9 protein-coding genes and 1 riboswitch are annotated in these 12728 nt (G+C 35.8%); all 9 genes read left to right on the forward strand.

All coding sequences use genetic code 11. The features are described 5' to 3' along the window. The first annotated feature begins 141 nt into the window (after positions 1–141). Positions 142–239, forward strand: a riboswitch (SAM riboswitch). A 65-nt stretch (positions 240–304) separates the two neighbouring features. The 9 genes from metK (at position 305) to KJS44_RS00335 (ending at position 12580) form a co-directional block, all read left to right on the forward strand. After that, positions 305–1399, forward strand: a complete 1095-nt coding sequence (gene metK, locus KJS44_RS00295) for a methionine adenosyltransferase (RefSeq protein WP_008690929.1) — start codon at positions 305–307, stop codon at positions 1397–1399. Positions 1400–1579: 180 nt separating this feature from the next. Next, positions 1580–6610 carry an InlB B-repeat-containing protein gene (locus KJS44_RS00300; protein ID WP_017144520.1) on the forward strand — a complete coding sequence of 1677 codons (5031 nt, stop codon included), beginning with the start codon at positions 1580–1582 and terminating at the stop codon, positions 6608–6610. A gap of 110 nt (positions 6611–6720) precedes the next feature. After that, complete coding sequence (locus KJS44_RS00305; RefSeq protein ID WP_008690935.1) at positions 6721–7659, forward strand: D-2-hydroxyacid dehydrogenase; 939 nt, start codon at positions 6721–6723, stop codon at positions 7657–7659. 140 nt (positions 7660–7799) lie between these two features. Continuing rightward, a complete protein-coding gene (locus KJS44_RS00310; RefSeq protein ID WP_008690940.1) occupies positions 7800–8411 on the forward strand; it encodes an L-threonylcarbamoyladenylate synthase in 612 nt (203 codons plus the stop codon). 44 nt (positions 8412–8455) lie between these two features. Then, positions 8456–9634 carry an AfsR/SARP family transcriptional regulator gene (locus KJS44_RS00315; protein WP_008690941.1) on the forward strand — a complete coding sequence of 393 codons (1179 nt, stop codon included), beginning with the start codon at positions 8456–8458 and terminating at the stop codon, positions 9632–9634. A 52-nt stretch (positions 9635–9686) separates the two neighbouring features. Beyond that, complete coding sequence (gene rpiB, locus KJS44_RS00320) at positions 9687–10127, forward strand: ribose 5-phosphate isomerase B (protein WP_008690942.1); 441 nt, start codon at positions 9687–9689, stop codon at positions 10125–10127. 51 nt (positions 10128–10178) lie between these two features. Beyond that, positions 10179–10913 carry a DUF5131 family protein gene (locus tag KJS44_RS00325; protein ID WP_008690943.1) on the forward strand — a complete coding sequence of 245 codons (735 nt, stop codon included), beginning with the start codon at positions 10179–10181 and terminating at the stop codon, positions 10911–10913. Between the two features lie 14 nt (positions 10914–10927). Next, positions 10928–11311 (forward strand): hypothetical protein, encoded by a 384-nt coding sequence (locus KJS44_RS00330; RefSeq protein WP_008690944.1) that lies wholly within the window; start codon positions 10928–10930, stop codon positions 11309–11311. Between the two features lie 39 nt (positions 11312–11350). Then, complete coding sequence (locus KJS44_RS00335) at positions 11351–12580, forward strand: serine hydroxymethyltransferase (protein ID WP_008690945.1); 1230 nt, start codon at positions 11351–11353, stop codon at positions 12578–12580. The last annotated feature ends 148 nt before the right edge of the window (positions 12581–12728 follow it).

Genomic DNA, 12728 nt, shown 5'->3' on the forward strand with positions numbered 1-12728 from the left:
TCAAGCCAGAAAATAACTTTTATACGTTTGCGGTAATAAGATGAAATGTTTATGATATAAGCGGTGGTAAATACTTCCTCATATTTTTTCGATAAGATTTACTTGCAAAAGTACTACATGCATGTTTTAATATAGATGCCTTTTTTATCAAGAGTTGGGGTAGAGAGTTAGCTCGATAATCCCACACCAACCTGTATGGGGTAAATCATATAAGGTGGTACAGCTAACAGCGATAAGAGAAGAAAGAATCGATACGTATGCCTTCTCTGACGCTTGAGAAGGCTTTTTATATGGAGGAATTGATATGAAAGATTATGTATTTACATCAGAAAGCATTACAGAAGGCCATCCGGATAAAATCTGTGATACGATTGCGGATGCTATCTTAGATGAAGCATTACGTCAGGATAAGAATAGCAAGATGGCAGTGGAGGCAACAATTAAAGATGAGTTTGTGTTGATTTATGGAGAAGCTGACACAAAAGCTAAGATTGATTTTGAAGGTATTGCGAAAAAGGTCATCAAAAACATTGGATATGAAGAAGAATATCAGGTAATGGTGAAAGTAAATAAGCAATCCAGTGAAATACACCAGGCAGTTGTCCAAGATGGTAGTATTGGTGCAGGGGATCAGGGAATCATGTTTGGCTATGCATGTGATGATACAGAAGAATATATGCCAGCGCCAATTGCTTATGCACATAAACTTGCAAAACAGTTAAGTGAAGTACGCCGTACACATCCGATTTTAAGACCTGATGGCAAGACACAAGTAAGTGTTGAATATGAAAATGATCAAATTAAACGTATTGATACTATCGTTGTATCGACCCAACATACACCGGATGTGAGTCAGCAGGAAATTGCCAATTTGATTATGAAAGAAGTCATCACGCCGGTAATTCCAGATGAATTATTAGATGAGGACACGCGCTATCTTATCAATCCAAGTGGCAGCTTTATTGTAGGCGGTTCTTTTGGTGATAGTGGTACGACAGGACGCAAGATTGTTGTTGATACTTATGGAGGTATGGGTAGAATCGGTGGCGGCTGTTTTTCCAGTAAAGATCCATCAAAGGTAGATCGCAGTGCTGCATATTATTGCCGCTATGTTGCTAAAAATATTGTGGCTCATCAGTTGGCAAGAAAATGTGAGATTCAGGTGGCATATGCTATCGGCAAGGTAAAACCAATATCTATTTTATTAGATACATTTGGTACAGGAACTATGAGTGATGAAGATTTATTAGATATTGTAAAGAAAAACTTTAATTTCGAAGTGAAAAACATTATTGAGGAATTAGACTTGTTAAAACCTATTTATCAAGCAACAGCCTGCTATGGACATTTTGGTAGAAATGAATTTCGTTGGGAAAAGGTTATAGATTTAAAATATTAATCACACTACTTTACTATAAAGCTCTTATGAAATCCTATAAGAGCTTTTTTATAACCAAAATAGTATGATAACGAAGGAACTACATTGCTATTCATAAATAAATCGGTTATAATTTTTATGTAAACGGTTACAGAAAAATGCTTATTGCACAAATAAGTGAAACTGAAAGGTGAGGAAAAAATGAAGGAGCGGATGAAACAATTAGGAGTATTGTTTTTGGTGTTTATGATGGCACTGACAATACTGCCATCACAAGGAACGATCAAAGCAGAAGAAACAAAAGAAAGCTTCACCGTGCATTATCATAAGAATGATGGAACAGATGAGATTATAGACAAAGAATATGCAAGCAAAGAAGAGGCCATCGAAGAAGGAAGTCTTTTTACATGGGAAGGAAGAACCTTTGTATCATGGAACTTGCAAGCGGATGGCAAAGGTAAACGTGTAGCGGAAAAGACGAAATTGAATGAAGTGATGAAAGACGAAACAACACTAGATGTTTATGCTATCTGGAAAGAGAAAGTCTTTAAGGTAAATTTCATGGATATAAATGGAGATAAGGAAACTATATACCATGAAGAAGAAACAAAAGATGGGAAGATAACACTACCGGTATATCGCAACAGCGAACATGAGAATGAAGTCTTTGCAGGCTGGAAGAATGAAAAAGATAGCAAGGTCTATGAGCCTGGGAAAGAGATAGAAATAAAAGAAGATAGCACTTTTGTTGCACAATTTATGAAAAAAGAAATTAAAGCAAAAGGAATAAAAGCTTTAGAAAATACAGAAATTACATACTATAGTGCAAATAATGAATGGTTGGAAAAAACTATAGAGGGAACAGATATAATTAATTATCCTGAAGAGTTTAGAGAATCTGGACTAGAAACAAGAAAATTTCTTTACTGGGCTGCAAGTATTGATGCATATATAGATGAAAGTGTACCTAGAATAAAACCAGGTGATAAATTATCTGATGTAGATTTTTCTGAATATATATGCATCACAGATGAAGGAGATGTATTGCTGTTTTTGTTCGCTATTTACGATAATGAAAACAAATTAGGTATATTATCTATTTACCAAAATGATAATAATGAAATAATAAAAGATTTTAAAGATCGCTATAACTATAGTTATAATGAAGATACAGAAGAATTGATTGTTGAAGATGTGGTCTTAAAAGAACCTGATTTGATAAGGAAAAATTTTTTATATTGGTTATATGAAAACTATGAAAACCAAGTGGCTATTGAATATCCTGCAGGATCAAAAATATCACTAAAAGTAAAAAAATTAAAAATAGATTTTCCGAGAACATTGGCAGCAGGCTGTTTTCCAGGTGTTTTAACGGGGATTTATGATGAAGAGGACAATTATGGCATTGATATTATCTATGAAAATCCAGAAGGTTTAAACGGTAAACCACCTGTCGATAAAAATATATATGGATTAGAAAAAGGTATGAAGCCAGTGGCAGCTATTGCTGGAGCAGGTACTTTAACATCAAGAAACAGTATTTTTTATGGATGGAAAACTTATAATGGAGATATTTGGAAAGAAAATGATTTAATCACTTTTGAAAAACTGCAAGAAGCTTTAAGTTATAATGGAGATAAAACAAAAGTTAATCTTAAACCTATTTTTATATATGTTCCAGCTACATTTGACTTATCATCCTTACCAAATAATATAGAGATTCGGCAACCAGAACTGATTGTGATATTCGATGAATTAAATAGTGATTATTCATTCTTACTGCCGGATATCTCGGATGAATTTAAAAATTCAGATTATGTGTTTGTTGGATGGAAAAATAAGCAATTAAATGAGGTGTATGCTCCTTTTACTGATGAAAATGATTATGGCGTTGGAGTGGTCTTAGAACCTATAGTAATGAAGAAGACAAAGTTTAAAATCGTATATGAATGTCTTGATTCAGTTACATGTCCTATTGATAATGCAGAATATGAATTAGGCGATGAAATTAAATTGAAAAATATGCCAACAAATGGTTTAGAATATGAGGGAAGTTATTTTATTGGGTGGTATCCGTTTTATGATCAATCTTTCAAACAAATTCCCGTTTTTGAATATATACATGCAATAACAAATGGTGAATTACAAGTGTTTTCAAGCTATTCTGATGAAAAAAATAGCATCTTTTGTGATCCAAATGGTAATGATATCGCACTAACTCCGGAATTAAAAGAAATTAATAGTCTCCCACTATTTTCTAGAGGTGATTATATAATTCCTATGGAAGATAAGGAATATTTAATAGGATGGTCTTTAACACCTAATAATGAAAATCCTGATGAATTTTTATCTTTTTGGACAGCTACTTCCGACGACATATATGAATTAATAAAAGGAAAAAATAATCCAGTTCGATTGTATGCACAATGGATAAGTGAAGAAGAATTAAAAAAAAGAAGTGATTTTATCAAAGTAACCTTTGAATTGGATCAAGGAAATGGGAACAAACTAGTGGATACTACTTATGCACCAAAGGGAATAGAATTTAATGCCTCATATTTTTTGTTCAATAATAAGTATTCTGTACTAAATCAGAAATTGACCTACGAGCAAAGCTATGTTAATGCTTATAATGAAATATATGTTAAAGATTTAGATGGTGAGAACAAAAAAAGCATTATATTACCAACAGATGTTTCAGAAGTAACATATGAAATAAAAATGATAAATCGAAAAATTCCCACATCCTATATGGCAAACAATCATGGCGTTTTAAAGAATGAAACAGGTAAAATTACTAAATACATAGAAGATAGTGGAGAAGATATATTTCTTCGCATACTTGATTTACCAATACCTGTCGCTGATGAGGGCTATGTATTTGCAGGATGGAAATTACGCCCTTATTTCAAGAATTGTTTTCCTAAAGTTCCCTCTAGAAGTGTTAATGCAAAAAATGAAGTAACGATTGCAGACTGGTATACATTAAAAAAAGAGATATGGTCTACAGAAGAATTATCAAAAACACCAATTTATGAGGGTAATCTTGTTGATTCTTTACTTCCACCATATGCGAGAAGTTTTTTGATATCTAAACTAAATGTAATTGCCGTCTTTGAACCAACCGGTAAAGTAGAATACTACTATGATGGGGTTAAAGATGATGAGGCGACAGAAACCTTAACTGACCTTCATACTGGGGATACAGTAACTGCTTATCCAGACAAATCAAAAGATGGTATGTATGAAGTAGATAAAACAGATGGACTTCCTATGATCGTAGATGATGACTACACCAAGAATGTCATCAAGGTTTATTATAAGAAAAAGAAAACGGCTGTAACTGTCCAATATTTCTATGATGGTATAGAAGATAAGGAAGCTGCTTATACCATCAATGATCTTGCGGTAGGTTCTCATTATGATACTTATAAAGATAAGAAGAAAGAACATTATTCTTTGGCAACCGTAACAATTCCTGAGAAACTTGTAGAGAATGCAGAAGAAAATGTCATCAAGGTATATTACACAAGAAATAAGACCATCGCTAAGATACAGTATTACTATGATGAAAAGTTGGATGATAGTCAGACAGAAATTCTAGCAGATCAAAAAGCAGGCGATACGATTACAACGTATCCGGATAAGATCAAAGAAAACTATAAACTTGATAAAGTAGAAGGGTTGCCACTTACATTAAAAGAGAATGCAGAAGAGAATGTTATTAAGGTATATTATGTACACAAGAAGACTTCTGTAACCGTAAAATATTTCTATGATGATGTGGAAGATGAAAGCCTAAGAGAAAGAATTGATGATTTGGAAGTAGGTTCTTATTTTGGTGGATATAAGGATAAGAAGAAAGAACATTATTCCTTTGCGGCAGTACAGATCCCCGAAAAACTTGTAGAGGATGAGAAAGCAAATGTCATTCATGTATACTATACAAGAACAAAAACAATCGCGAAGGTACAATACTTTTATGATGGAAAGCTGGATGACAGTAAGACAGAGATCATCGCAGATTTAAAAGCAGGCGATGTCGTAGAAACCTATCCGGAAAAGAATAAAGAAGGGTATCACTTTGTGAAGAGCGAGCACTTGCCACTAACGTTAAGTGCTATAGCGGCAGAGAATGTCATCAACATCTATTATGCAAAGGATGAAGAAGATAGCAAGACAACTTCGGTTACTGTGAAGTATTACTATGATGGAGTAGAAGATAAGAAAGCGTCCTATCGAGTAGACGAATTAGAAGTAGGTTCACAGTATAAAAACTACGAAGATAAAAAGAAGGAACACTATTCTTTAGCAGAAGTAAAGATACCAGAAAAACTAGTAGAAGATGCTAGTCAGAATGTGATTGAAGTATACTACACAAGAACAAAAACAATCGCAAAGGTACAATACTACTATGATGGCAAGCTGGATGAGAGCAAGACAGAGATCATTGCAGATTTAAAAGCAGGCGATGTCGTAGAAACCTATCCGGAAAAGAATAAAGAAGGGTATCACTTTGTGAAGAGCGAGCATTTACCACTAACGTTGAGTGCTATAGCGGCAGAAAATGTCATCAACATCTATTATGCAAAGGATGAAGAAGATAGCAAGACAACTTCGGTTACTGTGAAGTATTACTATGATGGAGTAGAAGATAAGAAAGTGTCCTATCGAGTAGACGAATTAGAAGTAGGTTCACAGTATAAAAACTACGAAGATAAAAAGAAGGAACACTATTCTTTAGCAGAAGTAAAGATACCAGAAAAACTAGTAGAAGATGCTAGTCAGAATGTGATTGAAGTATACTACACAAGAACAAAAACAATTGCAAAGGTACAATACTTCTATGATGGCAAGCTGGATGAGAGCAAGACAGAGAACATCGCAGATTTAAAAGCAGGCGATATCGTAGAAACCTATCCAGAGAAGAACAAGGAAGGGTACATATTTGAAAAGGTGGAGAATATACCATTGACCTTAGGTGAAGATGCAAGTAAAAATATCATCAAGGTATATTATGTAAAGAAAGAAGATACAGAACCAACCCCACCCAAAGAAGACCCACAAAAACCGGCGACGCCAAGCAAACCAACAACAGAAAAACCAAAACCAGAAGATGAAGTACAGACAAGTGATACAAGTCAGCGAACATTATGGATCATGATGGTATTGTTAAGTGGTGGTGCTGTATTGGCATATGGTTTAAAACGTAGAAGAAAAGAAAAACAATAAGCAAAGAAAGGTGGATTCTTTATTGAAAAAGACCACCTTTTCTACAAGGTTGACATTATCTATTCACAAGATAGGTAAAATACGATACACTTACACGGGAGGAATTCGTTATGAAAAAACATTTATTACTATTATCTGCATTGAAACCACATCATTTAAATAGAATACCTGCGTGTTATGAATATCGTTTAAAAACCCCTGACTCTGTTAATGAAGAGGATATACGTTGGGCTGAGGTGATTGCCGGGAAAGTGCCTTTAACGTATTTACCAATCGCTGAAAATCTTCGCTTGTTACAATTGGAAACAGCCGGAAATGAACAATATTTAAATAAGCTTCCTTCGTCATGCAGCTTATGTAATGCCAGTGGCAGTTTTGGTTTAGCGATCAGCGAATATCTGATTTGTACTATATTAATGCTTATGCGTAATATACATCTCTATCAGCAACATCAAAAAAAGCATTTATGGCAAGTGGAAGAACCTATTTCTTCTATTTACGGTTCCAAGATTTTAGTAGTAGGTACAGGTGATCTTGGAAAAGAATTTGCCGGGAAAGTTAAGATGATGGGGGCACATACGATTGGCATTAATCGTCATCCGAAGCTTCCCCTAACGGCTTTTGATGAACTTTATGGTATAGAAGAAATAGAAACACTTTTACCTCATGCTGATGTTGTCGTATTGGCTTTACCAAGCACAGCAAAAACAAGACATATCTTTCAAAAGCAATATTATGCTAGAATGAAAGAAAACGCTATTTTGGTAAATGTGGGAAGAGGAGATGCCCTGTCGTTAGATGAGTTATTAGAAGCTCTTCATACATACCCTATCAAAGGAGCGGTATTAGATGTAATGGAACAGGAGCCGTTGCCGCAGCAACATCCTATCTGGAAAGAGACAAATGTCATTTTGACACCCCATATTTCAGGTACCTTTCAATTATCGGAATCTTTTGAGCGTTATGTAAATATTTTAATACAAAATCTTGAGGCTTATGCACAAGGAAAAGCACTTTGTAATCTTGTGAATATAAAAGAAGGCTATTAAGAAAAGGAGAAGATACTTCCATCTGAATTGTAAGATATAAAAAGTATTTCTATATTTATAATAATAGAATTGGAATGATAATAAAAATTTTATTAAAAAAGCCGTATAATATGATAAAATAACTACAGAAGGTGAAGAAAATGGAAACTGTGCGTTATGAAGCAAAAGATATCGAAACAATCGCTGATTTATTGAAAGAAGGAAAGGTGGTTGCCTTCCCTACGGATACGGTTTATGGTTTGGCTGTCATTTATGAAAATGAAGCGGCCTTAGAAGCTCTTAAAAAAAGTAAAGGAAGACCAGAAAATAAACCAATCCCTACCATGGTTTCAAATTTCCGACAAATGGAAGAAATCGCCTATATGAGTGAAGACGCAAGAAAACTTGCGGAGGAATTTATGCCGGGAGGCTTTACGATGATTCTTAAGAAGAAAGAACACCTTCCTGCATATTTGACAAATGGATTTGATACGGTAGGAATACGCATGCCGGATGATGACATCATACTACATCTGATTGATCTCTGTGAGAAACCATTGCTTGTGACTAGTGCTAATCTAAGTGGTGAAGAACCGCAAGAAACAGCAGAGGGGGTATTAAAACAGCTGGATGGACGAATTGATGCTATCGTAGTTGGCGAAAGTGGAGGCAGTAAGGCAAGTACTATCGTGGATATGAGTACCGATGAATTACGCATTGTAAGAGAAGGACCTATCAGCGAAAAACGAATTCGCGAAGTCCTGCAAGACTAACACGACAGAAAGGAGAAGGATGAAATTATCATCCTATACATGAAATGAAAAAAGAAAGACCAATAAAGATTCATTTGCTGGGTGAGTTTTCGATTGAAAATAAAGAATTTCAATTTCCTAATAAAGTCAAAAAAAGCACACAATTGATTATCTTAATTGCTTATTTAATCATGTATCGTCATACTTCTTTAACGAAAGAGGCATTGATTGAAGTTTTATGGCCAAATGGCATCAGTGAAAATCCGGAAGGGGCCTTGCGAAATCTGATTTATCGTGCACGTAAGGAATTGGAGCCATTTTGCAGAGAGCGAAAACATTCTTGTATCTTATCAAAAGGTAATACGTATTCCTGGAACAATGCAATACCATGGGATATTGATATCGTCCGTCTTGAAAAAGCATGTGAGGATATTGAAAATATCAAAGATGCTTCAACGATGTGTGATAAATGTCAGCATTTACTGAATACATATGGAATGGCTTTTTTACATGACTTTGATGAAGAATGGATTTTAGTAAAACGCCGTTATTATAAAGATATGATTCAGCGTGCTTTATTACATGGATGCAAACTATGTGAACAGGAAAAAGATTATGATCGTGTATTGAAAATTTGTGAATATGCAGAATTTAAACATTTTATCTTCCCAGAATTAATGGAAGTTAAATTAAAGGCTTTTTATGAAGTAAAGCAATATTCGCAAGCTATTACGTATTATCATAAAATTGTGGAACTATATAGTAGTACATTTAATATTGAACTAACACCGAACATCACGAATATTCATCATGAATTATTAAAATTCCATAAAGATGAGCCAGAGAGTATTCAAGAATTGATAGGAGATTTAAATGAGGAAATATATCGCAATGGAGCCTTTTATTGTGATGCTGAAATTTTCCGTAATTTATATCAGGTGCATGTTCGTGCATCATCACGTGGAGTTGTCAGTTATATCGTCATGTTACAGTTAAAGATGGTGTCTAAGACGAATGAAGTAGCAGTGCGTAAAGCCAGCGCATTGTTAAAGGAAGTGTTGTATCATAACTTGCGCAGAAATGATGTATTCTGCCATTGTTCTGCGTTAACGTATGCCGCAGTATTACAAGTACCATCACTTGAAAACTGTATGGTGGCATTAAAGCGTGTCCAGGGCAAATTCAACAGTGAGAATACAGATGAAGGTGTTTGTTTGTGCTTTGATGCGAAAGAAATTGGATAAATTTCGCATAGGAAATAGGTTAGCTGAATAGGAAATATGGGAGGTTATCGTTATGAAAATTGCATTAGCTTGTGATCATGGAGCTTATGAGTATAAGGAACTCATTAAGAAAATGTTGTCTGAGGAAGGACATGAGATTGAAGACTTTGGCTGTCATAGTAAGGAATCCGTAGATTATCCTGATTATGCAGCACCTGCTGCACAGTCTGTAGCGAATGGTAAGAATGATCGAGGAATTGTAATATGCAGTACCGGTATTGGCGTAAGTATTACCGCAAACAAGATCAAAGGTATTCGCTGTGCGTTAGTATCTGATCCGGTGAGCGCACGCTTAACTAGAGAGCATAATGACACAAATGTATTAGCACTCGGTCAGCTGGTAACCGGAGAAGCTGTGATGAAGGAAATTGTTCATGTTTGGTTGAACACGGAATTCTCGCATGCAGAACGTCATCAGCGTCGTATTGATAAAGTGATGGCATTAGAAAAATAAAGTGAGAGCTGCTGATAAAGGCAGCTCTTTGCCTAGTGAAAGGAAACAAATATGACTTTATGGAATCCTTGGCATGGCTGTCATAAATACAGTGCCGGTTGTGCAAATTGTTATGTATATCGGATGGATGAGCGCTATGGAAGAGATAGTAGTGTTGTAAAAAAGACGAAAGATTTCGCTTTGCCTGTGAAAAAGAAAAAAGATGGTTCCTGGAAGATACAGGAAGGTGTTGTCTATACTTGTTTTAGCTCTGATTTCTTTGTGGAAGAGGCAGATGCATGGCGCAAGGAAGCATGGAGCTTCATGAAACAACGTTCAGATCTACATTTTTATATGATTACAAAACGTGTGGAAAGAATTTTGCCAAACTTGCCGGATGATTGGCAAAGCGGTTATGAGAATGTAACTATTTGTGCGACGATTGAAAATCAAATAGAGGTTGAACGCAGACTGCCCATCTACATGGAATTGCCTATTCGTCATAAAGAATTGATCTGTGAACCGCTGTTAGAGGACATAGATCTTACGTTATGGTTGGATGAGCGTATCGAGCAGGTAACTGCCGGAGGAGAAAGCGGCGATGAGGCAAGAATATGCGATTATGCATGGATCTTACATCTAAGAGAACAATGTTTAAATAAAAAGATTCCTTTTTATTTCAAGCAGACCGGTGCACGCTTTGTGAAAGATGGAATCTGTTATCATATACCACGTAAACAACAACTTACCCAAGCAAGAAAAGCAAACATCGATTATCTTGCTGTATATCCTGATTTTAAGAAATAACGTAGGAGAGGAAAATGAAGAATTTAAACACACGATTATTACGGTTTACCAAACTTTTAGAATTCAGCGTAGCCTTATGTTTGATGGTGGCAATCGTTATCGCGGCAGGAATGGCATTGTTGGATACAACCGCCTTAGTCATAGCAGGAGATTTTCAGTTAGAACACTTTTTAAGCGGTGTACTGACAATTGTTGTGGCAATTGAGTTTGTGAAGATGTTATTGTTGCATACGCCGGAATCGGTGATTGAAGTATTGCTTTATGCAGTAGCTCGTCAGATCATCATTTCGCATGAAAGTGCCATGGAAAATCTGATTGGTGTCTTAGCTGTTGCGATCATCTTTATTATCCGCAAATATTTTTCAAAAAGTTTTCAGAGCGCAGTAGGTGACGAATAAAGGATTTGTGATAAAATAAGAGAAAACGGAGGACACACTATGAACGATAAAAGAATTGCCGAAGCGATTGCAAAGGAAACAGAAAGACAGCTTTACAACATTGAATTGATTGCATCAGAGAATTATGTATCCGCGGATGTATTAGCCGCAGCAGGCAGTATCTTAACGAATAAATATGCAGAAGGTTACCCACATAAACGTTATTACGGCGGTTGTGTGAATGTAGATGAAGTGGAAGATATTGCCAGAGAACGGGCAAAAGAATTGTTCCATGCAGAACATGCGAATGTACAGCCACATAGTGGTTCACAGGCGAATATGGGTGTTTACATGGCACTGTTAGAACCAGGGGATACAGTTTTAGGTATGAACTTAACTGCCGGAGGACATTTAACACATGGACATCCGTTAAACTTCAGCGGTACATTATATAATTTTGTTGATTATGGGGTTACCAAAGATGGGGAAACCATTGATTATGAGGATGTTAGAGAAAAAGCCTTGCAATATAAGCCAAAATTGATTGTCGCAGGGGCAAGTGCTTATCCAAGAATCATTGATTTTCAGAAATTCAGAGAGATTGCTGATGAAGCAGGGGCTTACTTTATGGTGGATATGGCTCATATTGCCGGACTTGTGGCGGCTAATCTTCATCCTAGTCCAGTGCCTTATGCTGATTTTGTGACTACAACTACACATAAAACCTTACGTGGTCCGCGCGGCGGCATGATCTTATGTAAAGAAAAATATGCAGCACTATTGGATAAAAAAGTCTTCCCTGGTATGCAGGGTGGCCCATTGATGCATATTATAGCTGCTAAAGCAGTGTGCTTTTATGAAGCCTTACAACCATCTTTCCAAACATATGCACAACAAATTATTAAAAACTGTAAGATCATGAGTGATACTTTGCAGGCAGAAGGCTTTCGCATCGTAAGTGGTGGTACCGATAATCATCTGATCTTGGTGGATGTAAAATCTAGTATTGGCATGTCTGGGAAAGAGGCAGAAAAGCTCTTAGATGAAGCAGGCATCACATGTAACAAAAACACAATTCCGTTTGAAACAGAAAAACCATTCGTGACAAGCGGCATCCGTTTAGGAAGTGCGGCGATGACTACCAGAGGATTTAAGGAAGAAGAATTTAAACAGGTAGCTTTATGGATTTCCCGTGTGTTAAAGCATGCGGATGATGAAACTGTACGCAAACAAGTATTAAAAGAGGTACGAGAATTGACCGTAAAGTTCCCTTTACCTAATGAAAAATAAGCAGATAGGATAAGGTTAAGGCTTTATCCTTTTTTCACGCAAATAAAGATAGTTCATTAAGATTGTTTGTATAAGCTATAATCTGTATTCATATTATAGGGCAAGCTTTTTTGCCAAGAATCCACTGAAATCCATGCAGCTTTTCAGA

Source organism: Longicatena caecimuris, assembly GCF_018406465.1.
Taxonomy (GTDB): Bacteria; Bacillota_I; Bacilli_A; order Erysipelotrichales; family Erysipelotrichaceae; genus Longicatena; species Longicatena caecimuris.